The sequence below is a fragment of the Alsobacter sp. genome, from assembly GCF_059501845.1.
Map to the genome: position 1 here is coordinate 221,140 of NZ_JCACDK010000017.1, position 26,342 is coordinate 247,481.

A 26,342-nucleotide genomic window follows, 5' to 3' on the forward strand; every position below is an offset into this window, starting at 1 on the left:
CATGCTGGGCAAGCTCACCTGGGCCGCGATCCCGATCGACCAGCCCATTCCGTTGATCGCCTCCGGGACCGTCGGGGTGGTGCTCGTCGGCCTGATCGCCTGGGTCGTGTTCGGCGGGCACCTGCCCTACCTCTGGCGCGAGTGGATCACCAGCGTCGACCACAAGCGCATCGGCGTCATGTACATCCTGCTCGCGCTCGCCATGCTGCTGCGCGGCTTCGTCGACGCCATCATGATGCGCTCGCAGCAGGCGGTCGCCTTCCGGGCCGACGGCTACCTGCCGCCGGAGCACTACAACCAGATCTTCTCCGCCCACGGCACGATCATGATCTTCTTCGGCGCCATGCCGTTCGTGATCGGGCTCATGAACTTCGTGGTGCCGCTGCAACTCGGCGTACGCGACGTCGCCTTCCCCACGCTCAACTCCGTCGGCTTCTGGCTCACGGCGACGGGCGCGCTGCTCGTCAACCTCTCGCTCGTGCTGGGCGAGTTCGCCCGGACGGGCTGGCTGCCTTATCCGCCGCTCAGCGAGGCCACCTACTCGCCCGGGGTCGGCGTCGACTACTACCTCTGGGCCATCCAGATCTCAGGCGTCGGCACGCTGCTGACAGGCGTCAACCTCGTCACGACCATCCTGAAGATGCGGGCTCCCGGCATGGGCTATCTGCGCATGCCGATGTTCTGCTGGACCGCCCTGGCCGCGAACCTGCTCATCGTCGCCGCGTTCCCCGTGCTCACCGCGACGCTCGCGATGCTCACGCTCGACCGTTACCTCGGCTTCCACTTCTTCACCAACGAAGCCGGCGGCAACATGATGTTGTTCATGAACCTCATCTGGGCGTGGGGTCATCCGGAGGTCTACATCCTCGTGCTGCCCGCCTTCGGCGTGTTCTCGGAGGTGATCTCGACCTTCTCGGGCAAGCCGCTCTTCGGCTATCGCTCCATGGTCGTGGCGACGCTCTTCATCTGCGTCGTGTCCTTCATGGTGTGGCTGCACCACTTTTTCACGATGGGCGCGGGAGCGGACGTCAACGCGGCCTTCGGCATCGCCACCAGCATCATTGCGGTGGGAACCGGCGTGAAGATCTACAACTGGCTCTTCACGATGTATGGCGGCCGCATCCGCTACGCGACGCCGATGCTGTGGTCCGTCGGCTTCATGGTGACCTTCGTCATCGGCGGCATGACGGGCGTCCTGCTGGCCGTGCCGCCGGCCGACTTCGTGCTGCACAACAGCATGTTTCTCGTCGCCCACTTCCACAACGTCATCATTGGCGGCGTTCTGTTCGCCGCCTTCGCGGGGCTGACATTCTGGTTTCCGAAGGCCTTCGGTTTCACGCTGCATGAGGGCTGGGGCAAGGCGGCGTTCTGGTTTTCGCTGTCAGGCTTCTACGTCACCTTCGTGCCGCTCTACGTCGCCGGCCTGCTCGGCATGACGCGGCGCCTCCAGCGCTACGACGTCGAGGCCTGGCATCCCTGGATGCTGGTCGCGGCCGCCGGCGTGGTGCTGCTCGCCGCCGGGGTGGTCTGCCAAATCGTGCAACTCGTCGTCAGCATCCGCCGGCGCGAGGCCCTTCGCGATCCCACGGGTGATCCCTGGGACGGCCGCTCCCTCGAATGGGCGACGGCCTCGCCGCCTCCCGCCTTCAACTTCGCGGTGCTTCCCGACGTCGGCGGCGAGGAGCCCTACTGGGCGATCAAGCAGCACGCCCGCGAGCAGAACCAGCTTCGCCCCGAGCCGGAATACGAGGACATCGAGATGCCGCGCAACAGCCCGACCGGGTTCGTCTGCGCTTTCTTCGCCACGCTCATGGGCTTTGCCCTGATCTGGCATATCTGGTGGCTCGTGGTGCTCGGCTTTGTCGGCGCCTACGCGACCTTCGTCGTTTTCGCCTGGCGCGACGTGCCCGACTACGTAATCCCGGCTTCCGACGTGGCGAGGCTTGATCGCGAGAACCGCAGTGCGCGCCGGGATGCGCTAGCGGCAGCCGCGGGAGCTCAGCCGTGACCGCCGCGGAGATGCCAGGCAGCGACCCCTACCGCGTCGGCCGCGGCCACGGGGAAACCAGCCGCGCACAGGGCCACGGGGAAGGAGGGCCAGCACCCAGGCGCATCATCGCCGGCTACGGCTTCTGGATCTTCCTGCTGAGCGACATCGTGATGTTCTCGGCGTTCTTCGCCGCCTACGCCGTGCTGCAGGGGCAGACGGCGGGTGGCCCGACGGGTGCCGAGCTCTTCGACCTCAGGATCACCGCGCTCGAGACGGCCTTCCTGCTGACCTCCAGCTTCCTGTGCGGCATGGCGAGCCTCGCTGCGGATGTCCGGCGGCATGGGCTGTTCCAGCTCGCGATGGCAGCCACCTTCGTCTTCGGCGCCGCCTTCGTCGCTCTGGAGCTGTGGGAGTTCGCGGGTTTCATCAGCCAGGGCGCCGGCCCGACGCGCAGCGCCTTCCTCTCGGCCTTCTTCACGCTGGTGGGATGCCACGGGCTGCACGTCTCGATCGGGCTGCTCTGGCTCCTGACGATGATGGCGCAGATCTACGCCAAGGGGTTCCGGCCCGACATCCTGCGCCGGTTCATGTGCTTCAGCCTGTTCTGGCACGCGCTGGACATCGTCTGGGTCGCGCTCTTCACCGTCGTATACCTGCTGGGAGCCGGACGATGAGCCACGGTGAAGACGGCTACCGCGACGCCGACAGCGCGCCGGGCGACGAGTTCCACGAGGCCGGGGTTGCGAGCGGCTTCCGGGGATATCTGCTGGGACTCGCGCTCGCCACCCTGCTGACCGTCGCGTCGTTCCTGCTGCCCACCCCGCACCTCGTCTGGGCGCCGGCGATCCCCGTGGCGCTCATCGTCTTCGCCATCGCCCAGATGGGCGTTCACCTCGTCTTCTTCCTCCACCTCACGACGTCGCCGGACAACACCAACAACGTGCTGGCGCTCGCCTTCGGCGTGCTCATCGTGGTGCTGGTGCTCGGCGGGACGCTCTGGATCATGGCCAACCTCAACCACAACATGATGCCCATGGACCAGATGATGCAGATGCAGCGCTGACGCGCGGCGCAATGCAGCCGCGCGGCCGGGCGGGTTGATCGCCGGCGCTTCCGCGGCATGTTGACGTTTCACCGGCCGCACTGGCGTGCCTCGGCCTTCTCAACCGTTTCGCTTCGTTTCCAGCAGATCCGCATGTCGCAATCCTCAGGGTCATCCCGGCCGCTGGTCGTCGCCTCCATCATGGCCTCCATGGTTATGGTCGCGCTCGAGGCCACGATCGTTTCGACCGCCATGCCGCAGATCGTCTCGCAGCTCGGCGGGCTCGACCTCTACAGCTGGGTCTTTTCGTCCTTTCTGCTGACGCAGACGGCCATGACGGTCGTCTTCGGCAAGCTTTCGGACGTGTATGGCCGCAAGCCCGTGATGCTGGCCGGCATCGCCATTTTCATGGTCGGTTCGCTGCTGGCGGGTTTTGCCTGGTCGATGCCGTCGATGATCGTCTTTCGCCTCGTGCAGGGCGTCGGCGCCGGCGCCATGCAGCCGGTGGCCATGACGATCATCGCGGACCTCTTCCCGGCGCGGGAACGCGGCAAGGTGCAGGGCTACCTGGCGAGTGTCTGGGCGACGTCGGCCGTGGTCGGGCCGCTGGCGGGCGGCGTCATCATCGACCACCTTTCCTGGGCCTGGATTTTCTGGATCAACCTGCCGATCGGCGTGCTGGCCGCGGCAGGCTTCGTCCTGTTCCTGCGCGAGGACAGGGCAGCGAAGTCGCAGCCCATCGACGTCGCCGGGGCCGTGCTCTTCACGGTGGCGGTGACGGCCTTGATGATGGCGCTCACCCTGGCGGGAAACGCCGGGACGACGGGCGCCCTCGCCTGGGCGGCCGTGTTCGTCGTCGCCTGCGCCCTCTTCGTCTGGCAGGAGGGCAGGACGCCCGACCCGATGGTGTCGTTCTCTCTCTGGCGGCGCCGGCCCATCGCCATGGCGAACGGCGCGACGGTGCTCGCGGCGATGGCACTGATGGGGCTCACAACCTTCCTGCCCATGTACATGCAGGGCATCCTGCACACCTCGCCCGTCGTTGCGGGCTTCTCCCTGACGATGATGGTGCTGGGCTGGCCGGCGGGCGCCACCATCTCGGCACGCATCTTTCCCATCTTCGGGCTGCGTCAGGTGATGGTCGCCGGCAGCGCGCTGCTGCCGGTCGGCGCCGCCGCGTTTCTCGCCCTGCCCGCCACGGGCTCGACCGCGCTCGCCGCGGCGGGGTCGCTCGTCATGGGGTTCGGGATGGGCCTGCTCAGCGTGGCGTCGCTGGTGCTCATCCAGGAGATCGTGGATCCGTCCCAGAGGGGTGTCGCGACGGCGTCGAACCTCTTCGCCCGCAATCTCGGCAGCACGCTCGGGGCCACGGTGCTGGGTGCGGTCCTGAACTTCGGCCTCAACAGGTCGGCGGCAACGGGCACGATCACGTCCGAGCGGCTGCGGCACATCCTCGACGCGCCCGCCGGCGGGCCGCCGCAGGACGCGACGCTCTATGCGGCCCTCGGCGATGCCCTGCAGCTCACCTTCCTCGCCATGCTCGTCATCGCGCTGCTGATCGTGGTGCTCACCTTGCTGGTGCCCAGCATCGAGCTGAAGCCGGCGCGCGAGAGCCAGGAGGCTTCGGCCTCCTGACCCCTGTGTCTCAGGTGACGGAGAACCCGCCATCGACCCGCATGGAGATGCCGGTGATGGCGCCGGCCCGCGGCGACAGCAGGTAGGCGATCGCCTCGCCCACCTCGTCCGGCTCAAGGAACCGGCCAATGGGCATCCGGCTCAGGCGCGGGCCGGACCGTACCGGGTCGCTCCATGCCTTCTTCGCCATGTCGGTGAGCGTGATGTTGGGGTTCACGCAATTCACCCGGATGCCGTGCTTGCCGAGTTCGTTCGCCATCACCCGGCTCAACCCGTCGAGTGCCGCCTTCGAGGCGCAATAGGCGGCATGGTCGATGACGCCGAGAAAGGCGGCATCGCTCGACACGTTGACGATGGCCCCGGGCCTGCCGGCGGCGATGAGGTGTCGCGCATACTCCTGCGCGATGATCATGGGCGCCTTGGTGTTGACCGCCATGATGTGGTCGAAGGTGGCATCGGTCAGATCAACGAACGGATCGAGGGACGTCGTCCCGGCGCAGTTCACCAGCAGGTCGAACGGCAGCGCGGCGCGCACGGCCGCCCGGGTCGCCTCGGCATCCGCCAGATCGACCGGCACGGAGCGCGAGCCGATCTCGGCCGCGAGGCTGGCGAGGTCGTCCGCCGACCGGCTGAGCGCGATCACCTCGGCGCCGTAGCCGACGAGCAGCTTCGCCGTAGCCCGGCCGATCCCCTTGCCGGCTCCCGTCACGAGGACCGACTTGCCCGCGAACTCACCAGCCCCGTCTCTCGCCATCGTCTCTCTCCGTGAGGTTGGGCCGCCCTAGAGCGACCTGCAGCTTGCTCAGATGTCGAAGGCGCTCGGCAGAACCACGACGTCGCGGATCGTGACGGTGCGCGGCCGTGTCAGCATGAAGATCACGGCGTCGGCGACCTCCTTCGGCTCGATCAGCGCGCCGTTCTCCTTCGCCTTCCGCAGGTTCTCTTCCGGCCAGTCCTTCAGGAGAGCGCTGATCACCGGACCGGGCGACACCGACCCCATGCGCACGCCGTGCTTCAGAAGCTGCCGTCGCATGGTCTGGACGAAGCAGGTCATCGCCCATTTCGATGAGGAGTAGACCGGCTCCCACGGCACGGGGAAATGGCCCGCGACCGAACTGGTGACGATGATGTCGCCCGTCTTGCGCTCGATCATATGGGGCGCGACCGTCCTGACGTTCTTGATGACGGCATTGACGTTCAGGTTCAGCATCCGGTCGATGGCGTCGAGGTCGGCCTCAACCAGATCGCCGCCGATGTAGCTGCCGGCATTGGCGTGCAGGATGTCGAGACCTCCTGCAACCTTGAGCACGCCATCGAGCAGCGAGGCGCAGCTTTCGGCATCGAGGAGGTCGATGACCAGAGGGATGGCTCCCTTGCCGAGCCGCGCGCAATGCGCCTCCAGTGCCTCCTGGTCGCGGTCGACCAGCACGACGGTGGCGCCCTCCGCCAGCATGGCCTCGGTCGACGCCAGCCCGATGCCTGAGGCGGCTCCCGTGACGGCGGCGATCTTTCCGCTCAGCGCGTTCGACATGTCTGTTCTCCCATGAGCTTGCGCGGCCCGAGGCCGCCATTCCGGTACGCGGCGGGCGTGGTCAGCTCCGCTTTGGCTTGCGCGCGATGAAGTCGTCCAGCTCGGCCCGCGTGCCCGCACCCTCCATGGGGCCACGGATCGTGACGTTGCGGGCGCCCGCCGCGCAGGCATAGGTCAGCGCGTCCTGCGGCTGCATGCCGAGGCGCCGGCAGGCCACATAGGCTCCGCCGAAGCAGTCACCGGCGCCGGTGGGGTCGACCTCGTCGACAATGAAGGCCGGCGCGTCCAGGCGGCTCCCGTCCGGCGCGAACAGGCTGGCGCCGGCATGGCCGCGCTTGAGTACGATCTCCCTGACACCCCTCTCGAAGAGGCGCGCAATCGCCGGGGCTTCCCCGTCCACGCCGGCAGCCCGCTCCAGCTCCTCCCCCGACGGCAGGAGCAGGTCGGCGGCCGACACGAGTGCGGCGAAGCGGCGCTCGGTGGCGTCGTCGAGTTTGAGCTCCTTGCGGACGTTGGGATCGACCGACAGCGAGCCGCCCCGTGCCTTCACGATGCCGACGGCGCGGTCGATGACCTCGCACGCGCTCGGCATGGAGAGCGCGGTCCCCATTACATGCAGGTGGCCGGCGCGCCGGATGAGCTGCTCGACGGCCGGGCTCCAGCCGAAGCGCGCCGCGGCCGATTTGGCGATGTTGAACACGAAGTCCCGCGAACCGTTCTCCCGGTAGCGCACGAAGGCGCTGCCTGTCGGGAAGTCCGGATCGACCATGATCGCCGACACGTCGACGCCATCCCGGCTCAGGCGACCGGTGTTGACGAGCCCGAAGTCGTCGTTTCCCACGGCGCCGATCATGGCGGCTGCGCCCCCGATCCGGGCGCACTGGTCGATGAAGATGGCCGGCGCGCCACTCGGATAAGGCCCGACGAGCGGCTGCGCCTGGGTGAAACCGTCGCCCACGGTGGTCGCGACGATCTCGACGAGTATTTCGCCGACGCAGACCGTGGGACCCAGATCGTCGGGAGACAGCGGACCCGTGGTCATGAGACGCCTCCGTTGGACTGCACCGCCGGGCCGAGCGACCGGGTCGTTTGCGATGCCAGCAGTGCGGGCTCCAGCACGCCCGCGTCATGGTCCAGCGACATGAACTGCTGGTGGAGGAGGCAGGCCGCGCCGAAGGCGGAGCCGAATTCCGCATCCTCGTCGACATCGATGTCGGGGCTCGGAAACGGCACCTTCGGATCCTGCGCCATGTGGAACTTGACCCTTGCCGCGACGAGCCGAAAAAGCGGCGCCACCGAGCCGGCCAGCACGATGCGATTGGGATCGATCAGCCGGCAGGCCTGCATCAGCGCATAGGCGAGATGGCGTGACCAGTCCTCGGCGATGGTGACCGCTTCCGGGACCCGGTCCCGGACACCATCGAGGAACTCCTCGATCCCCGCCGAGGCATCGCCGCGCACCGCCCGGTACTGCGACACCAGCGTCTCGCGCCCGATCAGGTGTTCGAGCTTGCGGCCGTTGCTGCCGGGAACCAGCGTGTGCCCGATTTCGCCGGCGAGGCCGTGGCCGCCGCGAAAGAGCTGCCCGTCGATGAGAATGCCACCGCCCACGCCCGTCTCGATGACGAGGACGAGGGTCACGCCGGAGCGCCCGTGCTTGTAGGCGTCGCCGATGGCGAAGGCGTTGGCGTCGTTCTCGATGACGACCGGAACGTCGGCGGGAAAGGCCGCCTTGACAAAGGCTGCAAAGGGAACGTCGCGCCATCCGATGATGGGGGCGATGGAGACCTCGCCGGGCGTCCTGACATGGGCAGGAACGGACACGCCGAGGCCGTGGCAGCGTGCCAGCCGCTCAGGGCCGAAGCCTTCCAGGGCGAGCGCGATGGCCCGCTCGACGGCGGCTTCGATGCTGAAGGCAGGCGTGTCGAAAGGCAGGGTCCGGCGATCGCAGACCTGACCGCTCAGGTCGATTGCGACAGAAGCGAGATGCTCGACACCGATCTCCACGCCCAGGAAGAAGACGGCATCGGAAATCAGCTCCAGCATGATGCCCGGCCGCCCGGCGCGCAGGTGCGGGCCTTCACGGCGGGTGTCGGATCCTTCCACCTCGCGGACCAGCCCGCTCTCCTTCAGCTCGGCGATGATCTGGCCGGAGGACGACCGGTTGAGGCCCAGTTGCCGGGCCAGCTCCGCCCTGCTCAATTGCCCGCAGGCGTGGATGCGCTGCAGCGCGGCGACCACGTTCTTCTGGCGGATCCGCCTCGGCGAGCTTCCAAGCGAGCCCATGGCGTGCACGGTTTCCTCCCGGACGAGGCTGTCGCCCTCGGCAGCAAGGGGGGACGGAATTCAGGGTCGCGCGTTGGTGGCGCGCCGCCGCTTGGCCTCCGCCATCTTGAGCTCAATGTAGGTCTTGGCGTGTGCGGCAAGCGGATCGTTGTCGGTCCACGTGTCGCGCCAGATCGCGCAGGCGAGCGACAGGCCCTCGTCGACCACGGCAGTCGAGAAGCTCTCGAAGACGATGTCGCGCTTGTAGTCGATGTCCAGAAGCGCGTCGAACATCAGGTCGAAATTGATGACACCGTCACCAAGAAAGCCGCGATTGCTCTCGCCGATATGGAAATAGCCGAGCTTGTCGCCGGCGAGCCGGATGGCGGCGGCGGGATTGGCCTCCTCGATGTTCATGTGGAACGTGTCGAGGTGCAGGCGGACATGGTCGGACCCGGTGTCCGCCAGGAACTTGAGACCCTGTGCGGTCGTGTTCAGCAGGTTCGTCTCGAACCGGTTCACGACCTCCAGCACGAGATCGACCTTGCACTGCCTCGCCAGTTCGCCCGTCTCCGCGATCGCCGCGACACTGTTGTCCCAGCCGCGCTTCGTTGGCTGCCGGTTGTACTTGGTATGGGCCGAGTACAGGATTCCGCCGAGCTTGTTGCCGCCGATGTCCCGGACGGCGCGAACCGCGTCGGCCAGCATGGCTTTGCCGGCCGCGACGACCGCGGGATCCTCGCTCGAGACGTCGCGGTCAACGGGAAGCCCCATCGTGACGCCGATCTCGACGTCCAGCGACTGGGCCAGCTTCGCGAGCCGGTCGAGGTCGAACTTCTCGGGGCGGAGATAGGCGAACTCGATGGTGCGGTAGCCGTGCTCGGCCGTCTTTCGCAGCGCCATTTCGAGGCCGTCCTGGGTCTGACCACCTGTCCAGACGAATGAATGAATGCCGAGGCGCCGCATGGTGATGTCTCCGGTCCGAGGCCAATCTCACCTCAGGCTAGGCACATTTGCAGGTTAGAGCAACAAATATATTCTATCGATGCACGTCAGATGGTTATTTGAAAAAAAGCGTCAATCTTCGCGTCTGCGAAAAACGGGCTAGAGCACGACGTCAAAGATATTGCATTGCACCAATAGTGGTGCGCTTTGGGTGATGCCGCCCGCGGCCTCATAGCATTTTTGTTGGGTTTGACAACAAACCTTGCGTCACATTTCGCTGTGGTGTAGAAGCGCTGGTACGGCGGCTTGAAGCGCGCCGACCATGGGGAGGAAAAACATGACCTTCATGTCAAAGGTCAGCGCGATCGCGCTGACGATCGGCATCGTCTCCGCGTCGCCCGCGTGGGCGGACTTCTGGTCCGACGCCGGTGCCAAGTTCAAGGGCGTGACCCTGCATGGCGTCACCGAAAGCACCCCGCCGTCCAACTACATCAAGGACGTGCTCGCCCCCGAGTTCGAGAAGAAGACCGGCATCAAGGTCGAGATCGAGACGACCTCCTGGGACCAGATGTACGACAAGGGCATCAAGGACATGGAAGCCGGCACCGGCATCTATGACATGGTGTATATCGAGCAGGACATCATCTACGCCTACCTGGCGCGCAACTTCCTGGTCGACATCACAGGAACCCTCAAGAGCGACCCCAGCCTGAAGGCGCCGACCTTCGACGAGGCCAAGTTCACGACATTCGCCGACTACTTCAAGGGCGCCAATGGCGACCTCTACGGCGTGCCGATGGAGGCGTTCCTCAAGCTCTACCTTTACCGGCTCGACCTCTTCAACGACCCGAAGGTGAAGGACGCCTTCAAGAAGAAGACCGGGAAGGACCTCAAGCCCGCCACGACGCATGAAGAGTACACCGAGATCGCCGAGTTCTTCACCCAGTGGGGCAAGGACAGCGGCGAAAAGATCTGGGGCTCGACGGCGCAGGCGCACACGGGTCATCCGGCTTCCTGGTACGAGTACTTCGAGTCCGTCGCGCCGACCTTTGGCGTCTACAACTGGGGCATCGACGCCAGCAAGAACTACGCTGCGACGGTGGCCAATGGCGGCACCATGAACAGCGACAAGGCCAAGGCCGCGCTGAAGTGGTGGCTGCACCTGCGCGACATCGCCCCGCCGGAGTCGCCTCAGTCGACCTGGACCGAGGTCGCCACGACCTTCGCCGCCGGCCGCGCCGCCCAGGGCCTCGTCTATGGCGAGAACGCCGCCTGGATCGCCTCCGACGCCACCAAGTCGAAGGTCACTGGCAAGGTCGGCATCGCCCTGCCGCCGCTCTCGCAGGGCGTGATGGCCGATGCCGAATCCGGCAAGGGCTATATCGGCTACTATGACGGCGGCGCCTTCGGCGTGCCCGTCACCTCCAAGAACAAGGAAGCCGCCGTCCTCTTCCTGCAGTACATCGGCCAGGATGAAGTCCAGCCGAAGTGGGCCGTCGCAGCGCCGCGCATCACCAATAAGGCGACCTACGACTCTCCTGAAGTGAAGGAGATGAACGGCAAGCTCGGCGGCTACTACGACATGCTCCGCGACCAGGGCAAGCTGTTCGCCGGCGCACCTCCCTATCCGTTCCACGCGCAGGTCCGCGAGGCGACGGCGCCGATCTTCTATGACATCCTGACCGGCAAGATCGCTCCGGACGCCGGCCTCGACGCCATGGCCGAGAAGGCCGAGCAGGAACTCAAGACCCTGGGCTACCGCAAGTAAGCTCTCCGCCAATCAGCGGGCCGCCTTCGCCGGCGGCCCGCCCATCTTTCCCGGCCCCAGGAACGGCGCGCCGGCCCCCGTGACGGAAGAGGCCGTTCAATGCATTCGACGAGATTGGGACTGCTCCTTCTCGCGCCGACGCTCCTGATCCTCGGCCTTTTCGGCGTCTTCCCCTTCATCTACGTCGTCTGGGTTTCCTTCCACGACTGGAACCCCTTTGCCGCCAATCCGGCGAAGATCTTCAGCTGGGCCAAAAACTACCGCCAGGTGGTCTTCGACGCGCAGTTCCTGGCGTCACTCGGCGTCACCACGGCCTTTGTCTTCTTCGCCGTGACGACCGAGGTGATCCTCGGCTACTTCCTGGCCCAGGCGTTCATGAAGGACTTCCCCGGCAAGTCCTTCTTCCGCACCATCCACACGCTCCCGCTGATCATGGCGCCGATCATCGTCGGCTCGATCTGGAAGCTGATGACGACCCCCTCGATCGGCGTCATCCCGCATCTGCTCGACACGTGGTTCGGCTTCGACCTCAATATCGGCCGCAGCGCCTTGGCCGCCTTCACGATCACGGTGATTATGGATGTCTGGCACTGGACGCCGCTGGTTACCCTGACGCTCATCGCCGCCCTGGTCTCGCTGCCTTCCGACCCGTTCGAGCAGGCGCAGATCGACGGGGCGAGCAAGACGCAGATCTTCTGGCACATCACCCTGCCGATGATCCGGCCGGCCCTCATCGCCACCATCTTCATCAGGCTGATGGACGCACTGCGGACCGTCGATGAGGTGTTGATGCTCACCGGCGGGGGGCCGGGCTCGGCGACGCGCTATGTCGGCGTCCATATCTTCAAGGAAGTCTTCCCGCGCACGAACTACGGCTACGGCTCGGCGATCTCGGTGATCGTGCTCTACCTCACCATCGTCGTGTGCTGGCTCCTCTATGTCAGCCTGATCGCGCCCCGGAACACGAAGGAAGAGAGCCAATGAAGCGGCGCAAACCCTGGCTTGCCGTCTCGCTCTGGACGGCCTTCAGCCTTCTGACGCTGTTCCCGATCTACTGGCTCTTCGTCATCTCCGTGAAGCCGGCGGTTGAGCTGTTCACGACGCCAGACGTCATTCTCGATACGGTGATCTGGGACAACTACATCAAGGTCATCAACAACAGCACGATCCGCGGATACATGATCAATTCCCTGATCATCTCGTCGGGCAACGCGGTGCTGGTGACGACCCTCGGTTTTCTGGCCTGCTACGCGCTCACCCGCTTCAACTTCGCGGGCAAGGAGAGCATCTTCTTCTGGACGATCACGAACCGCATGGCGCCCCCGGCCGTGTTCCTGCTGCCGCTCTTCCTGCTGCTCACGCAGGTCTACAGGATCGGTGACTTCAAGCTGGCTGACACCAAGACCGGCATGATCCTCGTGTACTGCACCTTCAACCTGCCCTTCGCCATATGGACACTGCGCCCGACGCTGGACGCGATTCCGAAGGAGCTCGACGAGGCCGCCTATGTCGACGGCGCGAGCCTGTGGAAGGTGATGAGCGAGGTCGTCTTCCCGCTCGCCCGCCCGGGCATCGCGGTGACCCTGATTTTGACCTGGGTCTTCGCGTGGAACGAGTATCTGCTGGCCGCGACGCTCACCAACTTCAACGCCCGGACACTCACCACCGGCCTTTCGGAATACGTGACGACGACGGGCACCGAGTGGGGCATCATGGCGACGATTTCGGTGTTCACCCTCATACCGGCGCTGATCGTCTTCGGAATGGTGCAGCGTCACATCGTGGCGGGCCTCACCTTCGGCGCGGTGAAGGGATAAGCCGATGACCGACGATCCTGAAATCGAGGTCGCCAAGCCGGGCTTCCTGCCCATCGAGACGAACTGGTTCGACCGCCTCTTCATCGGCGTGGTGATCTGGGTCGCGCTGTCGCTGCTCTGGCTGCGGTTTCTCGAGCCGCTGGGGCTTTCCATCTGGATCTGCACCGTGATCTCGGTCGTGATCGCGGCCATCCTCATCAGAAAGGGCTAGGCCATGAAGGCACTGGTGCTGGAGCGCAAACTCGAACTGTCGATGCGCGACTTCCCTATCGAGGCCGAGGAGGCGGTGGGCCCGCGCGACGTGCGCATCAAGCTGCACACCGTGGGCATCTGCGGCTCCGACGTGCACTACTACACGCACGGCAAGATCGGGCATTTCGTCGTCAACGCCCCGATGATCCTGGGCCACGAGGCCTCCGGAACGGTGGTGGAGACCGGGTCCGAGGTGAAGACCCTGAAGGTCGGCGACCGCGTGTGCATGGAGCCCGGCATCCCGGATCCCAACAGCCGCGCCACGCGGATGGGCATGTACAACGTCGATCCCGCCGTGCGCTTCTGGGCGACGCCGCCGATCCACGGCATTCTGCGCCCGACCTGCGTGCATCCCGAAGCCTTCACCTTCAAGCTGCCCGACAACGTGTCCTTCGCCGAGGGCGCCATGGTCGAACCGCTGGCCGTCGGCGTGCACGCGGCCACGAAGGCTCGCATCAAGCCCGGTGACGTCGGCCTCGTTCTCGGCGCGGGTCCCATCGGCCTCGTCACCGCGCTGTCGGCGCTCGCCGCGGGATGCGCCCGCGTCTACGTCACCGACATCGACGACAGCAAGTTGGCCATCGCCGCGAGCCTCGGCCCGATCACGCCGATCAACGTGACGAAGGAGAACGTCGCCGAGCGCATTCGCAAGGAGACGGATGGCTGGGGCGTCGAGGTCGTCTTCGAGGCCACCGGCAATTCAAAGGCCGCCGCCTCGGTCTTCGAGGCGCTGTGCCCCGGTGGCTGCGTCGTGATGATCGGCGGCCAGCCGGACCCGATCGCATACGACGCCGGCGCCGCGATGGTCCGCGAGGCGCGGGTGGAAAACATCTTCCGCTACGCGCACGTCTTCCCCCGCTGCGTGGCGATGCTCGCCTCCGGCGCGATCGACGTGAAGCCGCTGCTGACCCGCAAGTTCGAGTTCGCCGAGAGCGTGCGGGCTTTCGAGATCGCCGCGTCTGCCCCGGCCGGCGACGTCAAGATGCAGATCGAACTGCCGCAATAGGAGGGCTGGTCTTGGCGAACGTGCAGGTGATTGGCGTCACCAAGAATTTCGGCTCCGTCCGCATCATCAAGGGTGTCGACGTGGCCATCGAGGACGGCGAATTCGTCGTCCTCGTCGGGCCCTCGGGCTGCGGCAAGTCCACGCTGCTGCGGATGATCGCGGGCCTGGAGGAGATTAGCGGCGGTGAGATCAGGATCGGCGGCAAGGTCGTCAACGACATGCCGCCGAAGGATCGCGACATCGCCATGGTGTTCCAGTCCTATGCGCTCTACCCGCACAAGACCGTCGCCGAGAACATGGGCTTCCCGCTCAAGATGGCGAAGCGGCCCAGGGCCGAGATCGACGACAAGGTGCGCAAGGCGGCGGAGATCCTCGACCTTGGCCGATACCTCGACCGCTATCCGAAGCAGCTGTCCGGCGGCCAGCGCCAGCGCGTCGCCATGGGCCGCGCCATCGTCCGCGACCCGCAGGTGTTCCTCTTCGACGAGCCCCTCTCCAATCTCGATGCCAAGCTGCGCGTCAGCATGCGCGTGGAGATCAAGGAGCTGCACCAGCGCCTGAAGACCACGACGGTCTACGTCACGCACGACCAGATCGAGGCGATGACGATGGCCAGCAAGATCGTCGTGATGCGCGACGGCAAGGTCGAGCAGCTTGGCAGGCCCCTCGAGATCTACGACCGTCCCGTCAACATCTTCGTCGCCGGTTTCATCGGCAGCCCCGCGATGAATTTCCTGCAGGGCAAGATCACCAGCCGCGACGGCAAGCAGGTGGTGCTGACGGACCACGGCATCGCGCTGCCCCTCGATGGCGTCAACGCCGAGGAGGGCCGTCCCGTCACCTACGGCATCCGGCCCGAGCACATCACGATCGGTGAGGGCGGCGTACCCGTGGATGTCTCCGTGTTCGAGCCGACGGGGTCGGAGACGCTGATCTTCGGTCGCCTCGGGGGCGAACCGATCGACGCGCTCATCCGCGAGCGGATCGAGGGCGAGCCGGGCAAGACCATGCCGTTCCGCATCGATACGCGCCGCGCCCATGTCTTCGACCGTTCCACCGGCCAGCGCCTGTGATCGAACCGGCGCGCGTGCAGCCACGATGAAATCCGACACACTGGCCCTCGGCCCCTACGGCGCCTTCCTGTTCGACATGGACGGCACGATCCTGACCTCCATCGCCGCGACCGAGCGGGCGTGGACGGCATGGGCGGAGCGTGCGGGGGTTCCCCCGCTCGAACTGCTGGACTTCATGCACGGACGCCGCTCGATCGACGTGATCAAGCGCTTCGCCCCGCTTGGCGCGGACACCGCCGCCGAAGCCGCGTGGCTGGACGCCCGGGAGCTCGAGGACGCCGGCGGCATCGCTCCCATCCCGGGAGCGGCGGAGTTCCTGGCCGCCTTGCCGCCCGAGCGCTGGGCGGTGGTCACGTCCGCCAATCGCGACCTGGCTCACATGCGCATCGCGACGGCCGGGCTGCCTCTTCCCGCCGTGCTCGTCTCCTCCGAAGACGTGAAGGCGGGCAAGCCGGACCCCGAGGGCTACCTGAAGGGTGCCGCCAAGCTCGGGATCGCGGCATCGGAGTGCCTCGTTTTCGAGGATGCAGATGCGGGTGTCCGCGCGGGTCTCGCGGCAGGAGCGAATGTCGTCCGGATCAGTTCCGCCTATGGCGGTGCCGCGGTGGGAGCGGCGGCGACCATCGCCGGCTATTCGGAAGCCTCGGTGGAGGCCGGAGCGGATGGGCTCCGCCTGTCGCTGCGGGTCCGCTAGGGACGCGCGGATCCGGCACGCGGACCGGAACGGAACCTCTGGAGAAACGCATGCCGGACGAGCAGGAACTGCGCGAGTACATCTGTGAAATCGGCCGGCGGGCCTATGCCCGCGAGATGGGTGCCGCCAATGACGGCAACATCTCCGTACTGCTCGACGATGGTACTTTGCTGTGCACGCCCACCGCGGTCTCCAAGGGTTTCATGAAGCCCGACATGATCTGCAGGGTGGACAGGACGGGCGCGCTGGTCGACGACCGCGGCTACCGGCCCTCCTCCGAGTTCAGGATGCATCTCACCGTCTATGACCGTCGCGACGACGTGCGAGCCGTGGTGCACGCGCATCCGCTCTACGCCACGGTCCACGCCATCTGCGGCAAGCCTCTGACGGCGCAAATCATGCCGGAATCCACGATGTTCCTCGGCGAGGTGCCTCTCACCCCCTACGGCACGCCATCGACGCCGGAGTTGTCGGACGCCATCGCCCCCTATCTCGACAGGCACGACGCGCTGCTGCTGGAGAACCACGGCGCGCTGACCTACGGCCATGACCTGACCAGCGCCTACTTCAAAATGGAGGCGCTCGACTACTACGCCAAGGTTCTCTACCTCGCCGCCGGCTATGGCGGCGCCAGGGAGTTCAATGCCGAGCAGGTGGAGAAGCTGCTGGAGATCCGGCGGACCCGCTTCGCTTCGCCGGGCCGGCACCCGTTTCTCGACCGGCCGGCCGGCTGATCGGCGCAGGACAAAGCACACGGGGAGAGAACCATGTACGCGAACAAATTCAGGCTCGACGGGCGGGTAGCCGTTGTCACGGGTGGCGGCCGGGGCATCGGCCTTTGCTGTGCCGATGCGCTGGCCGAGCACGGCGCCACGGTGGTGATCGCCGACATCGACCCCGCTCTCGCGGATCAGGCGCGCGCCACGCTGACCGCGAAGGGGTACCGCGTCGAAGCCCGCACGGTCGACGTCACGAAGTCCGCCGAGGTGGACGCTCTGGCGGACGCCGTCATGCGCGATCACGGGCGCATCGACATCCTGGTCGCCAATGCCGGCATCGCGCGCTCGGGCGTCGCCGCCGAGGACGTGACCGACGAGCACTGGCTGCATGTCAACGACGTCAACTACAACGGCGTTTTCTGGTGCAACCGGGCCTTCGCCCGCCACATGCTGAAGGCGGGCAGTGGCGCCATCGTCAACATCGGCTCCATGTCGGGCTTCATCTCGAACCGCCCGCAGAAGCAGACCTACTACAACGCCTCGAAGGCGGCCGTGCACCAGATGACCTCGTCCCTGGCTGCCGAATGGGCCGACCGCGGCGTCAGGGTGAATGCGGTTGCGCCGACCTACATCGAGACCGAGATGACGATGTACCGGCATGACAATGACGGGATGATCGACGTTTGGCTGCGGGACACCCCCATGCATCGCCTCGGCAAGCCGGACGAGATCGCGTCCGTCGTGCACTTCCTCGCATCCGATGCGTCGAGCCTGATGACCGGCACGACGGTGGTCGCCGATGCGGGCTTCACCTGCTGGTGAGGCGGCCTGGGCCCGGGCCGGAGCGTCTCGGCCAGGTCGCTTGAATGAACCTCCCAGTCGCGCAATCGCTCAAATTAATTCGAGCAAATTAACCATTTGCTAACCATGAGCTATGCCTTGACATGTTTGTCAGGCAGTGTGCCCGGGTCGTCTCGCTTGGACGTCAATGCGAACCCCGGGAGGGCTCCATGCTTGTGAATCTCATCATCCAGATCATAGCGGGCATCATCGGGGGGAATGCGGCAGGCAAGGCATCCCCCAGTTTCAACCTCGGACCCATCGGCAACACCATCGGCGGCGCGATAGGCGGCGGCGTCGGCGGCCAGATCCTGCAGTCTTTGATCCCGATGCTCGCGGGCGCCGCGGGCGGCGGCCTCGATATCGGCAGCATTCTCGGGAATGCGGTGGGCGGCGGCGTCGCGGGTGCGATCGTCACGGCCATCATCGGTGCCATCAAGAACAACATGTCGAGCAAGGCGGCTTGATCTGAAATCGCCGCACGCAGTCGCACACGGCTGCTCTGCCGCGCGCCATTGTCGCAGTTGAGCTTGCGCTGCGGAGGAACGGTCAAGCTCACGGCGTGCTAAATCAGGATGCCGCAGCTGCGGCAGAACTACCCTCGACTGACCCCGCCGGGCGCCCCGCCCTGCGGGGTCTTTTGCATTGAGGCCGCAATGCGCGCGGGGCGTCCGGCCCCTTGGCGAACCGGCCCCGCCCTGGGGCGAGGCCGGACCAGCCCCGTAAGGTGTCAGGCGCCCTTCAGACGCTTGTTACACTGGCTGTAGTAGCCACCGCCCTTCTCGATCCAGTTGAGCCCGCCATTGCCCGAGGCTCCGCCAGCCTTGTTGGCGTTGTACTGGTCGAGGCAGGTGTGCATGCGCGCCTTGCCGGCACTCTCGCTGGAGTATTTCGAGGACACCGCGGTCGGGAAAACGGCCGAGCCGGACGCTGCGGGAGCCGCAGGCTTGGCGGCAGGCGCCGCCGCGGTCTTGGCCGCCGGCGCGGCCGCCGCGGGAGCTGCAGCAGCGGCATCCGGTGTGGCATCGCTTCCGCACTGGGCTTTGCGGAAGTCGTTCCACTTCATGCCGTTCAGGGTGCCCCCCTTCTGGGCCTCCTGATACTTGGCGCTGCATTCTTTCATGGTGAGAGCCTGCGCAGGAGCTGCGGCGGCCAAGGCCCCGACGGCGGCAAAGGCAGGAATGATGAGAGCAAGACGGTTCATGGCTTCTTCCCCTGAGACCCGGTCGGGTCGCTACCGTCTTGCGCCAGTTAAGCTGAACCGTGAATGAGCAAACGGTCACACTTGCGTTATTGGTTTGACCCATTTCGATGCGTCCGCCGGCGCAGCCTAGCTCCGCCGGGACTGTGCTCGGGACACGGTCCCTTTCCCTTTGCGCGCCCGTTCCCCGGTCCGTCGTTGATCCCGGCGGTACCTCAGCCTAGAAGCGGCGGCGGCGGGGCGAGGTGGATGTAGGCGGATGGAAACACGGCTGAAGCTCGCGATCGGGAGCATTGTCGTCGGCGTCGTGGTCCTCGGCCTGAAGTACTGGGCCTACCGCCTGACCGGCAGCGTCGCCCTGTTCTCGGACGCGGTGGAGAGCATCATCAACGTGGCGGCCGCCGCTGCCGCACTCGTGGCGGTGTGGTACTCGGCCAAGCCGGCCGATGCCGACCATCCGTTCGGGCATCACAAGGCCGAGTACTTCTCGGCCGTTGCCGAGGGCGTGCTGATCGTCCTGGCCGCGGTAGCCATCGGCCGGGAGGCCTATGCCGGGTTCGTCGCTCCCCGCGCAATTGACGCGCCGCTGCAGGGCCTGCTCGTCAACGGCTCAGCGAGCGCCATCAATGCCGTGTGGTGCTGGGTGCTGATCCACAAGGGGCGCAGCCTGCGGTCGCCGGCCCTGGTCGCGGACGGCAAGCATCTGCTCAGCGACGTCATCTCGTCCGGCGCCGTCGTGCTGGGCGTCGGGCTGGCGGCGGTGACCGGCTGGGCCATTCTCGACCCTGCCCTCGCCGCCCTCGTGGCCGTGAACATCCTCTGGTCGGGCTGGGGGCTGATCAAGGAGAGTGCGGCCGGCCTCATGGATGCGGCAGCGAGCCCGAAGGAGATCGCCGCCTACCAGTCGATCATCTCCGCCCACGCGACGGGAGCCATAGAGGCTCACGATTTGCGAACTCGGCACGCCGGCAACGCCACCTTCATCGAATTCCACCTCGTCGTGCCCGGCGGCATGAGCGTGGAGGCGTCTCACGACATCTGCGACAGGATCGAGCAGGCCCTCAAGGCCGATGTTCCCGGCGCACGCGTGACCATCCACGTCGAGCCCGAACGCAAGGCCAAGCACAGCGGAGTGGTGGTTCTGGCTGCGGGTGACGGCTCCTGATCGCCGCCCTCCGGCGCCGGTCGATGCCGGCGGCGGACGTCCGACAATACGCGGCCCGGGGTGAACACCGGACCGCTCCAGCGTAACGCGGGGCTGGGATCAGCCGTGATTCGCGCCGTCGTCCGCACCGTGGCGTCCACCGCCGCGATCGTCATTGGCGTCATGACCGGCGGGATCGTCGGCGCCCCTCCTGGCGACCACGACGGGCGCGGTCTCGAGCGCGGTGTGGTTGACGCCGTCGGCAGCCTTGCCGCGCCTGTCGCGGGCGTTGTGTCCGGCGCCGTCATCCGCGCCCTTTTTGGCGATGACGATGTTGCTTGTTGCTTTTTGAGATCCCGCGTGGGCGCCGAAAGCGAGCCCCGCCGACATGAGTGCAGCGAGTGTGATGATTGGGAACTGGCGCATGGCTTCCTCCTGGTTGTGCCGTCGGTCCAAGCCGACGGGGAGGAGATTGCCTGCAGGCGCGGGTCAGTTGCCTGACCCGCCCGGTCAGTGTCCCGTCAGCCAAATGCCGCCGTTTCGCCCGAAACATTAGCGGGGCTTCAGCTGTCGATGTTTTCGTGGTTCGGCAGCAAGGGCGAAGAGCCCGCGAAGCCGGGGCCTCGTCCATCCCGCTTTCAGGTACGCGATCACGACAGGGCAGTCCGGTTCATGCACGGCGGGTGAACCGCTGCGGTGAACGCTTTGCGCATCGGCATGGCTGGGCTAGCGTCTCAGGGCACGAAGACCGGACACAAGCTCGGCCCGTCTCGTGCCAACGGCGCAAGACCGTGCGGGCGGGGGGACCAGGCTATGCTCAGGCAGGCCCAAGGCGGCGGGCGCAAGGCACGGCGGCACGCTCCCCCTGCTGGATCAGCTGCAAGCAACCCGCCGCGCGCTCAACCTCGACACACATGCAGTGGACGGACCCGTTCAGCGCGGACGGGCGGAGCGCTGGCCAGCCTGCCGCGATCGAAAAGGCGAAACACACACAACAAAGGCAAGGGAGAGAGACATGAAACTGGGCTTCTTCATGATGCCGCTGCACTCGCTCAACCTGTCCTATGTCGACATGTACGACATGGACATGGAGGCGGCGCTCTACGCGGAGACGATGGGATATGACGAGCTCTGGATGGGCGAGCACTATTCCGCGAAGGTGGAGCCCGTTTCCAACACGCTCCAGTTCATGTCGTGGCTGATCCCGCAAACCAAGCGGATCAAGCTGTGCACGGGTGTCCTCAACCTGCCGCAGCACCACCCGGCGAAGGTGGCCGCCGACGTGGCGCTGTTCGACCACATGTCCAAGGGCCGCTTCATCATGGGCATCGGCCCGGGCGGCCTGGCATCCGATTTCGAGCTTTTTGGAACCACAGACAAGGACAGGCAGGCGATGATGGTGGAGTGCATCGACATGGTGCACGCCATCTGGTCGCAGGACCCTCCCTATGACCTGGAGGGCAAGTACTGGACGGTGAAGGTGAAGGACTCGGTGCAGCCCGACATGGGCATCGGCCCGATCCCAAAGCCCTTCCAGAAGAACCCCTTCCCGCAGCTCGTCACCTCCGCCATGAGCCCCTATTCGGGAACGGCGAAGCTCGCCGGCTCGCGCGGATGGGAGCTGATTTCGGCCAACTTCAACGCCCCCTGGATCGTGCGCAGCCACTGGGAGAAATACTGCGAGGGGGCGGAGGCCGCAGGCCGCCGTGCCGACCGCTCGACCTGGAGGATCGCGCGCAGCATCCTCGTCACCGAAACGGACCAGGAGGCCGCCGACTATCTCGCCGATCCCTCCAACACGATCCGCAGCTACTATAACTACCTCTTCACCCAGCTCACGCGCGCCGGAGCCATCAAGATCTTCCTCACCGCGAAGGACGTCGCGCCGGAGACGCTGACGCTCCAGGGCGTGATGGACAGCATGGTCATCGCCGGCAGCCAGAAGACGGTGATGGACAAGCTCGCCGCCTTCCACGACGACGTCGGCCCGTTCGGCGGCCTGATGCTCGCCTTCCACGAATGGGACCGCAAGGCCATGTGGCAGGCCTCCATGCGAAAGCTGGCGCATGACGTGATGCCCACCTTCCGCAGCTATGCGGCGGCAAAGCTGGCTGCCTGACGCGGGCTTGGCGGAAGGCCCTCGTCACGCCAGCGACATGGAAACGAAAAATGGTCCGGGCGTTGTCCACCGGGAGGATTTCGCATGACCTGTCGATCGCTTCTTTTCGGAATGGCGGCACTCGCTGTCCTGCCCGGTGCCGCAGCCGCTCAGACCGAGATCCAGTGGTGGCATGCCATGACCGGCGCCAACAACGAGGTGGTGAACAGGCTCGCCTCCGACTTCAACGCCTCGCAGTCCGACTACAAGGTCGTTGTCACCTACAAAGGGTCGTATGCCGACACGTTGAACGCAGGCATTGCCGCTTTCCGCGCCGGCAGTGCTCCGCACATCCTGCAGGTGTTCGAGGTGGGCACTGCGACGATGATGGCCGCCAAGGGCGCCATCAAGCCGGTGCAGCAGCTGATGAAGGATGCCGGCGAGCCCTTCGACCCGCAGGCCTATCTTCCCGCCATCACCGGCTACTACTCGACCGCGAAGGGCGAGATGCTGTCCTTCCCGTTCAACTCGTCTTCCATGGTCATGTGGATCAACAAGGACGCGCTGGCCAAGGCTGGCGTCGCCGAGATTCCGAAGACCTGGCCGGAGGTGTTCGAGGCGGGGAAGAAGCTCAAGGCGGCCGGCTGGGACAAGTGCGGATTTACGGCGGCCTGGTCTAGCTGGGCCTTGGTGGAGCAGTTCTCGGCGTGGCACAACGTGCCGATCGGCACCAAGGCCAACGGCCTCGACGGCTTCGACACGGAGCTGAAGTTCAACAGCCCGCTCCACGTCCGGCTCTGGACCGACCTCGCGGCGTTGCAGAAGGACCGGACCTACGACTATTCCGGCCGCGGCAACGAGAATGAGGGCCGCTTCACCTCGGGCGAATGCCCGATCATGCTGACCTCCTCGGCCTTCTACGGAAACGTCAAGGCCAACGCCAAGTTCGCCTTCACCTCCGCGCCGATGCCCTACTACCCCGACGTCGCCGGCGCGCCGCAGAACTCCATCATCGGCGGAGCCTCACTCTGGGTGATGGGAGGCAAGACCGACGCCGAGTACAAGGGCGTGGCGAAGTTCTTCGCCTTCCTCTCCGACACCGACCGCCAGGCGAAGCTCCACATGGAGTCGGGCTATCTTCCGATCACAAAGGCCGCCTACGAGAAGGTGAAGGCGGCAGGCTTCTACACGCAGTATCCGGACCGCGAGACGCCGCTGCGCGAGCTGACCAACAAGGAGCCGACCGAGAACTCCCGCGGCCTGCGCTTTGGTGGCATGGTCCAGATCCGCGACATGATCGCCGAGGAACTCGAGGCGACGCTCGCCGGCCGCAAGTCACCCCAGCAGGCCCTCGACGACGCGGTGGCGCGCGGCAATGCGGCGCTGAGGCAGTTCGAGCGGACCGCGAACCGCTGACGGAGCGACGGGCATGGCGGCGGCGGAGGAGCGGCGCCCGGTCTTCGCCGGTCGGGTGCTGCCGTGGCTGCTGCTCGCGCCGCAACTCGCCGTCACACTGATCTTCTTCTATTGGCCTGCTCTCCAGGCCGGCTGGATGTCGTTTCGCATCGAGGACGCCTTCGGCACGACGACGGAGTTCGTTGGCTTCGAGAACTACGGCACGCTGCTGCGCGACCCCGCCTGGTTCGGCGCCTTCCAGACGACGGCGATCTTCTCGGTCTCCGTCACCGTCCTCTCCATGTCGTCGGCCCTGCTTCTCGCCGTCATGGCCGACAAGCCGCTGCGCGGCGCCACGTGGTATCGTACCCTGCTGATCTGGCCCTACGCCGTGGCGCCCGCCATTGCCGGCGTGCTCTGGCTGTTTATGTTCCAGCCGTCCCTCGGGCTTCTCGGCCGGGGCCTGCGCGACCTCGGCGTGAACTGGAACCCGCTGCTCGACGGCACGGACGCCATGGTCCTCGTCATCCTCGCGGCTGCGTGGAAGCAGGTGAGCTACAACTTCCTGTTCTTCCTCGCGGGGCTGCAGTCGATCCCGCCGAGCCTGATCGAGGCTGCCGCCATCGACGGGGCCCGGCCGGTGCGCCGCTTTTGGACGATCGTCTTTCCGCTGCTGTCGCCCACGACGTTTTTCCTGCTCGTCATCAACATCGTCTACGTCTTCTTCGACACGTTCGGCATCATCGACGCCATCACCCATGGCGGCCCGGCCAAGGCCACGGAGACGCTCGTCTTCAAGGTCTTCGCCGATGGACGGCTCGGCGGCGACCTCGGCGGCTCGGCCGCGCAATCGGTGATCCTGATGATCCTCGTCATCGGGCTCACGGCGGTGCAGTTCCGCTACGTCGAGCGCAAGGTCGTCTACTAATGGTGACGCGCCGACGTCCCCTCGGTGATCTCGTTCCGCACCTGATCCTGCTGGCGGGCGTGTTCGTGATGGCGTTTCCCGTCTGGATCGCCTTCGTCGGGTCCACGCTGGACGCAGGGACCATCGCAAACGGTCAGCTGGGCCTGCTGCCCGGGCCCCATCTCGTCGAGAACTACGGGCGGGCGCTCACGCGGGGATCGAGCTCCGGCGGCGTGCCGGTGGCGCGCATGCTGCTGAACAGCTTCGTCGTCGCCATTCTGATCGCGGCGGGGAAAATCGCGATCTCCATTCTCACCGCCTTCTCGGTGGTGTATTTCCGCTTCCCGTTCCGGATGGCGGCGTTCTGGATCGTCTTCGTCACGCTGATGCTGCCCGTGGAAGTGCGCATCTATCCGACGTACTCCGTCGTCGCAGGACTGGGTCTGCTCGACAGCTATGCCGGCCTCGCGCTGCCGCTCATCGCGTCGGCGACGGCAACGCTGCTGTTTCGCCAGTTCTTCCTGACCCTGCCGGGCGAACTCGTCGAGGCGGCGAAGCTCGACAAAGCGGGGCCTCTCCGGTTCCTGCGCGACATCGCACTGCCGCTCTCGCGCACGACCATCGCCGCCATGTTCGTCATCCAGTTCATCTATGGCTGGAACCAGTATCTCTGGCCCCTGCTGGTCACGACACAGGCTTCCATGCAGACCATCGTCATCGGCATCCGGACCATTCTCGCAACGCAGGACGCGCTGACCGAGTGGCAGCTTGCCATGGCGACGGCTGTGCTCGCCCTGCTTCCCCCGGTCGCGGTGGTGGTCGGCATGCAGAGGCTGTTCGTGCGCGGCCTCGTCGATACGGAGAAGTAGAGTGGCGGCGATCGACCTGCGCGAGGTCCGCAAGATCTACGCCGGTGGCGTCGAGGCGGTGAAAGGCGTCAGCCTTTCCGTACCCGACGGCAGCTTTTGCGTGCTCGTCGGCCCTTCAGGCTGCGGGAAGTCGACGCTCCTGCGCATGATCGCCGGGCTGGAAACGCTCAGCTCCGGCGAGATCGCCATCGGGGGATCCGTCGTCAACGATATCGAGCCGGCGGACAGGGACATCGCGATGGTGTTCCAGAACTACGCGCTCTACCCCCACATGACCGTCTACGACAACATGGCCTATGGCCTCCGGAACCGGGGCGTGGTGCGCGCCGACGTCGACAGGCTGGTGCGGCAGGCTGCCCGGACGCTCGACATCGAGATGCTGCTCGACCGGCGGCCGCGGGCATTGTCGGGAGGGCAACGCCAGCGCGTGGCGATGGGACGGGCCATCGTCCGGCATCCCCGGGCCTTTCTCTTCGACGAGCCGCTGTCGAACCTTGACGCGAAGCTGCGCGTCCAGATGCGGGTCGAGATCCGCAATCTGCAGCGCACCCTGGGCATCACCTCGGTCTACGTCACGCACGACCAGGTCGAGGCCATGACGCTGTCCGACCTCCTCGTCGTACTCAACGCAGGGCGCATCGAGCAGGCGGGTACGCCGGACGAAATCTACGCACGGCCCGCCACGCGCTTCGTGGCGACGTTCATGGGCTCACCGCCCATGAACATCCTGCCGGGTCTTGTCGGGGAGAAGGGTGCCATCAGTGTCGGCGGCCTCGTCGTCGGACGTGCCGACGGCCTCGCGCCGGGAGCGGCAGTCGATGTCGGGCTGAGGCCCGAGGACGCGGTGCTCTGCGCACCGGCAGGTCGCGGCCTCCCCTTCGATGTGACCATCTCAGAGAATCTCGGCTCATCCCGCCTGCTGCATGGTGTCCTCACGGGCGAGGCGTTCTCCGCCGAGGTGCCCGCTGCCGTCAGCATCGCCGTTCCCGGCCGGGTCCACATCTCGGTTCCCGCCTCGGGTCTGCACCTTTTCGACCATGCCAGCGGAGACAGGCTCGGCTATGCCGAACCGATCGACGAGTATCAGATCGTGCGGTCCTGAAAGCCCCGCCCGGGCCGGCCGGGCGGAGCTTCCGGTGTACGGCTCTTAC

General features: G+C 66.2%; 27 protein-coding genes. 20 read left to right on the forward strand and 7 right to left on the reverse strand.

Going from position 1 to position 26,342, the window contains the following annotated elements:
* Position 1 precedes the first annotated feature (1 nt).
* The 4 genes from cyoB (at position 2) to AC5JCN_RS14535 (ending at position 4,667) form a co-directional block, all read left to right on the forward strand.
* The gene (gene cyoB, locus AC5JCN_RS14520; protein ID WP_495755783.1) at positions 2–2,008 is read left to right on the forward strand and encodes a cytochrome o ubiquinol oxidase subunit I; all 2,007 of its coding nucleotides are present in this window, start codon (positions 2–4) and stop codon (positions 2,006–2,008) included.
* 11 nt (positions 2,009–2,019) lie between these two features.
* Entirely contained in the window at positions 2,020–2,664 is a 645-nt protein-coding gene (locus AC5JCN_RS14525) for a cytochrome (ubi)quinol oxidase subunit III (protein ID WP_495755854.1), read from the forward strand.
* On the forward strand, positions 2,661–3,053 hold the full coding sequence (cyoD, locus tag AC5JCN_RS14530; RefSeq protein ID WP_495755784.1) for a cytochrome o ubiquinol oxidase subunit IV: 393 nt from the start codon (positions 2,661–2,663) through the stop codon (positions 3,051–3,053). Before AC5JCN_RS14525 ends, cyoD begins: the two co-directional genes overlap by 4 nt.
* A gap of 132 nt (positions 3,054–3,185) precedes the next feature.
* Complete coding sequence (locus AC5JCN_RS14535) at positions 3,186–4,667, forward strand: MDR family MFS transporter (RefSeq protein WP_495755785.1); 1,482 nt, start codon at positions 3,186–3,188, stop codon at positions 4,665–4,667.
* Positions 4,668–4,677: 10 nt separating this feature from the next.
* Here AC5JCN_RS14535 and AC5JCN_RS14540 read toward each other — a convergent pair whose 3' ends face one another.
* From AC5JCN_RS14540 to AC5JCN_RS14560, 5 genes are all read right to left on the reverse strand, one after another.
* Positions 4,678–5,421 carry an SDR family oxidoreductase gene (locus AC5JCN_RS14540; protein WP_495755786.1) on the reverse strand — a complete coding sequence of 248 codons (744 nt, stop codon included), beginning with the start codon at positions 5,419–5,421 and terminating at the stop codon, positions 4,678–4,680.
* A gap of 48 nt (positions 5,422–5,469) precedes the next feature.
* Positions 5,470–6,198, reverse strand: a complete 729-nt coding sequence (locus AC5JCN_RS14545) for an SDR family oxidoreductase (protein WP_495755787.1) — start codon at positions 6,196–6,198, stop codon at positions 5,470–5,472.
* 61 nt (positions 6,199–6,259) lie between these two features.
* Complete coding sequence (locus AC5JCN_RS14550) at positions 6,260–7,240, reverse strand: tagatose kinase (RefSeq protein WP_495755788.1); 981 nt, start codon at positions 7,238–7,240, stop codon at positions 6,260–6,262.
* On the reverse strand, positions 7,237–8,484 hold the full coding sequence (locus tag AC5JCN_RS14555) for an ROK family transcriptional regulator (RefSeq protein ID WP_495755855.1): 1,248 nt from the start codon (positions 8,482–8,484) through the stop codon (positions 7,237–7,239). The genes AC5JCN_RS14550 and AC5JCN_RS14555 overlap by 4 nt, the downstream gene beginning before the upstream one ends.
* A 60-nt stretch (positions 8,485–8,544) precedes the next feature.
* The gene (locus tag AC5JCN_RS14560) at positions 8,545–9,429 is read right to left on the reverse strand and encodes a sugar phosphate isomerase/epimerase family protein (RefSeq protein ID WP_495755789.1); all 885 of its coding nucleotides are present in this window, start codon (positions 9,427–9,429) and stop codon (positions 8,545–8,547) included.
* Between the two features lie 316 nt (positions 9,430–9,745).
* Here AC5JCN_RS14560 and AC5JCN_RS14565 point away from each other — a divergent pair, with 316 nt between their 5' ends.
* From AC5JCN_RS14565 to AC5JCN_RS14610, 10 genes are all read left to right on the forward strand, one after another.
* Positions 9,746–11,176 carry an extracellular solute-binding protein gene (locus AC5JCN_RS14565; protein ID WP_495755790.1) on the forward strand — a complete coding sequence of 477 codons (1,431 nt, stop codon included), beginning with the start codon at positions 9,746–9,748 and terminating at the stop codon, positions 11,174–11,176.
* A gap of 99 nt (positions 11,177–11,275) precedes the next feature.
* Positions 11,276–12,160: a carbohydrate ABC transporter permease gene (locus AC5JCN_RS14570; RefSeq protein WP_495755791.1), complete on the forward strand. Its 885-nt coding sequence runs from the start codon at positions 11,276–11,278 to the stop codon at positions 12,158–12,160.
* Positions 12,157–12,993 (forward strand): carbohydrate ABC transporter permease, encoded by an 837-nt coding sequence (locus AC5JCN_RS14575; RefSeq protein ID WP_495755792.1) that lies wholly within the window; start codon positions 12,157–12,159, stop codon positions 12,991–12,993. The genes AC5JCN_RS14570 and AC5JCN_RS14575 overlap by 4 nt, the downstream gene beginning before the upstream one ends.
* Before the next feature lie 4 nt (positions 12,994–12,997).
* Positions 12,998–13,204 (forward strand): DUF2160 family membrane protein, encoded by a 207-nt coding sequence (locus tag AC5JCN_RS14580; protein ID WP_495755793.1) that lies wholly within the window; start codon positions 12,998–13,000, stop codon positions 13,202–13,204.
* Positions 13,205–13,207: 3 nt separating this feature from the next.
* Positions 13,208–14,251 (forward strand): NAD(P)-dependent alcohol dehydrogenase, encoded by a 1,044-nt coding sequence (locus AC5JCN_RS14585; protein WP_495755794.1) that lies wholly within the window; start codon positions 13,208–13,210, stop codon positions 14,249–14,251.
* Positions 14,252–14,262: 11 nt separating this feature from the next.
* Entirely contained in the window at positions 14,263–15,324 is a 1,062-nt protein-coding gene (locus AC5JCN_RS14590) for an ABC transporter ATP-binding protein (RefSeq protein WP_495755795.1), read from the forward strand.
* A gap of 25 nt (positions 15,325–15,349) precedes the next feature.
* Entirely contained in the window at positions 15,350–16,018 is a 669-nt protein-coding gene (locus AC5JCN_RS14595) for an HAD-IA family hydrolase (RefSeq protein WP_495755796.1), read from the forward strand.
* 50 nt (positions 16,019–16,068) lie between these two features.
* Positions 16,069–16,752, forward strand: coding sequence for a class II aldolase/adducin family protein (locus AC5JCN_RS14600; protein ID WP_495755797.1), 684 nt, complete (start codon positions 16,069–16,071; stop codon positions 16,750–16,752).
* Between the two features lie 33 nt (positions 16,753–16,785).
* A complete protein-coding gene (locus tag AC5JCN_RS14605; protein ID WP_495755798.1) occupies positions 16,786–17,559 on the forward strand; it encodes an SDR family NAD(P)-dependent oxidoreductase in 774 nt (257 codons plus the stop codon).
* Between the two features lie 188 nt (positions 17,560–17,747).
* Positions 17,748–18,044, forward strand: coding sequence for a hypothetical protein (locus AC5JCN_RS14610; protein ID WP_495755799.1), 297 nt, complete (start codon positions 17,748–17,750; stop codon positions 18,042–18,044).
* Between the two features lie 263 nt (positions 18,045–18,307).
* On the opposite strand, the gene AC5JCN_RS14615 is transcribed toward AC5JCN_RS14610, so the two are convergent.
* Positions 18,308–18,781, reverse strand: a complete 474-nt coding sequence (locus tag AC5JCN_RS14615) for a hypothetical protein (protein ID WP_495755800.1) — start codon at positions 18,779–18,781, stop codon at positions 18,308–18,310.
* Positions 18,782–19,037: 256 nt separating this feature from the next.
* Between AC5JCN_RS14615 and AC5JCN_RS14620 the strand changes: the two genes are divergently transcribed.
* On the forward strand, positions 19,038–19,943 hold the full coding sequence (locus AC5JCN_RS14620; protein WP_495755801.1) for a cation diffusion facilitator family transporter: 906 nt from the start codon (positions 19,038–19,040) through the stop codon (positions 19,941–19,943).
* Between the two features lie 99 nt (positions 19,944–20,042).
* Here the strand turns inward: AC5JCN_RS14620 and AC5JCN_RS14625 are convergent, their stop codons facing one another.
* On the reverse strand, positions 20,043–20,348 hold the full coding sequence (locus tag AC5JCN_RS14625; RefSeq protein WP_495755802.1) for a hypothetical protein: 306 nt from the start codon (positions 20,346–20,348) through the stop codon (positions 20,043–20,045).
* Between the two features lie 589 nt (positions 20,349–20,937).
* On the opposite strand from AC5JCN_RS14625, the gene AC5JCN_RS14630 reads away from it, so the two are divergent.
* The 5 genes from AC5JCN_RS14630 to ugpC all read left to right on the forward strand — a co-directional run bounded on the left by AC5JCN_RS14630 (position 20,938) and on the right by ugpC (position 26,293).
* A complete protein-coding gene (locus tag AC5JCN_RS14630; protein WP_495755803.1) occupies positions 20,938–22,041 on the forward strand; it encodes an LLM class flavin-dependent oxidoreductase in 1,104 nt (367 codons plus the stop codon).
* Between the two features lie 84 nt (positions 22,042–22,125).
* Positions 22,126–23,436, forward strand: coding sequence for a sn-glycerol-3-phosphate ABC transporter substrate-binding protein UgpB (gene ugpB / locus AC5JCN_RS14635; RefSeq protein WP_495755804.1), 1,311 nt, complete (start codon positions 22,126–22,128; stop codon positions 23,434–23,436).
* Between the two features lie 13 nt (positions 23,437–23,449).
* Positions 23,450–24,343, forward strand: coding sequence for a sn-glycerol-3-phosphate ABC transporter permease UgpA (ugpA, locus tag AC5JCN_RS14640; RefSeq protein WP_495755805.1), 894 nt, complete (start codon positions 23,450–23,452; stop codon positions 24,341–24,343).
* A 2-nt stretch (positions 24,344–24,345) separates the two neighbouring features.
* Positions 24,346–25,191, forward strand: a complete 846-nt coding sequence (gene ugpE, locus AC5JCN_RS14645) for a sn-glycerol-3-phosphate ABC transporter permease UgpE (protein ID WP_495755856.1) — start codon at positions 24,346–24,348, stop codon at positions 25,189–25,191.
* Between the two features lies 1 nt (position 25,192).
* Complete coding sequence (gene ugpC / locus AC5JCN_RS14650; RefSeq protein WP_495755806.1) at positions 25,193–26,293, forward strand: sn-glycerol-3-phosphate ABC transporter ATP-binding protein UgpC; 1,101 nt, start codon at positions 25,193–25,195, stop codon at positions 26,291–26,293.
* Positions 26,294–26,342 lie beyond the last annotated feature (49 nt).

What these genes read in the sequence shown, in the direction of transcription:
- cyoD (WP_495755784.1), top strand. Translation starts at nt 2,661, where the DNA reads ATGAGCCACGGTGAAGACGGCTACCGCGACGCCGACAGCGCGCCGGGC.
- AC5JCN_RS14525 (WP_495755854.1), top strand. Translation starts at nt 2,020, where the DNA reads ATGCCAGGCAGCGACCCCTACCGCGTCGGCCGCGGCCACGGGGAAACC.
- AC5JCN_RS14540 (WP_495755786.1), bottom strand. Translation starts at nt 5,421, where the DNA reads ATGGCGAGAGACGGGGCTGGTGAGTTCGCGGGCAAGTCGGTCCTCGTG.
- AC5JCN_RS14610 (WP_495755799.1), top strand. Translation starts at nt 17,748, where the DNA reads ATGCTTGTGAATCTCATCATCCAGATCATAGCGGGCATCATCGGGGGG.
- AC5JCN_RS14565 (WP_495755790.1), top strand. Translation starts at nt 9,746, where the DNA reads ATGACCTTCATGTCAAAGGTCAGCGCGATCGCGCTGACGATCGGCATC.
- AC5JCN_RS14615 (WP_495755800.1), bottom strand. Translation starts at nt 18,781, where the DNA reads ATGAACCGTCTTGCTCTCATCATTCCTGCCTTTGCCGCCGTCGGGGCC.
- AC5JCN_RS14560 (WP_495755789.1), bottom strand. Translation starts at nt 9,429, where the DNA reads ATGCGGCGCCTCGGCATTCATTCATTCGTCTGGACAGGTGGTCAGACC.
- AC5JCN_RS14570 (WP_495755791.1), top strand. Translation starts at nt 11,276, where the DNA reads ATGCATTCGACGAGATTGGGACTGCTCCTTCTCGCGCCGACGCTCCTG.
- AC5JCN_RS14630 (WP_495755803.1), top strand. Translation starts at nt 20,938, where the DNA reads ATGAAACTGGGCTTCTTCATGATGCCGCTGCACTCGCTCAACCTGTCC.
- AC5JCN_RS14535 (WP_495755785.1), top strand. Translation starts at nt 3,186, where the DNA reads ATGTCGCAATCCTCAGGGTCATCCCGGCCGCTGGTCGTCGCCTCCATC.
- AC5JCN_RS14605 (WP_495755798.1), top strand. Translation starts at nt 16,786, where the DNA reads ATGTACGCGAACAAATTCAGGCTCGACGGGCGGGTAGCCGTTGTCACG.
- ugpA (WP_495755805.1), top strand. Translation starts at nt 23,450, where the DNA reads ATGGCGGCGGCGGAGGAGCGGCGCCCGGTCTTCGCCGGTCGGGTGCTG.
- AC5JCN_RS14595 (WP_495755796.1), top strand. Translation starts at nt 15,350, where the DNA reads ATGAAATCCGACACACTGGCCCTCGGCCCCTACGGCGCCTTCCTGTTC.
- ugpB (WP_495755804.1), top strand. Translation starts at nt 22,126, where the DNA reads ATGACCTGTCGATCGCTTCTTTTCGGAATGGCGGCACTCGCTGTCCTG.
- AC5JCN_RS14625 (WP_495755802.1), bottom strand. Translation starts at nt 20,348, where the DNA reads ATGCGCCAGTTCCCAATCATCACACTCGCTGCACTCATGTCGGCGGGG.
- AC5JCN_RS14550 (WP_495755788.1), bottom strand. Translation starts at nt 7,240, where the DNA reads ATGACCACGGGTCCGCTGTCTCCCGACGATCTGGGTCCCACGGTCTGC.
- AC5JCN_RS14600 (WP_495755797.1), top strand. Translation starts at nt 16,069, where the DNA reads ATGCCGGACGAGCAGGAACTGCGCGAGTACATCTGTGAAATCGGCCGG.
- AC5JCN_RS14585 (WP_495755794.1), top strand. Translation starts at nt 13,208, where the DNA reads ATGAAGGCACTGGTGCTGGAGCGCAAACTCGAACTGTCGATGCGCGAC.
- AC5JCN_RS14555 (WP_495755855.1), bottom strand. Translation starts at nt 8,484, where the DNA reads ATGGGCTCGCTTGGAAGCTCGCCGAGGCGGATCCGCCAGAAGAACGTG.
- AC5JCN_RS14580 (WP_495755793.1), top strand. Translation starts at nt 12,998, where the DNA reads ATGACCGACGATCCTGAAATCGAGGTCGCCAAGCCGGGCTTCCTGCCC.
- AC5JCN_RS14575 (WP_495755792.1), top strand. Translation starts at nt 12,157, where the DNA reads ATGAAGCGGCGCAAACCCTGGCTTGCCGTCTCGCTCTGGACGGCCTTC.
- AC5JCN_RS14545 (WP_495755787.1), bottom strand. Translation starts at nt 6,198, where the DNA reads ATGTCGAACGCGCTGAGCGGAAAGATCGCCGCCGTCACGGGAGCCGCC.
- cyoB (WP_495755783.1), top strand. Translation starts at nt 2, where the DNA reads ATGCTGGGCAAGCTCACCTGGGCCGCGATCCCGATCGACCAGCCCATT.
- AC5JCN_RS14620 (WP_495755801.1), top strand. Translation starts at nt 19,038, where the DNA reads ATGGAAACACGGCTGAAGCTCGCGATCGGGAGCATTGTCGTCGGCGTC.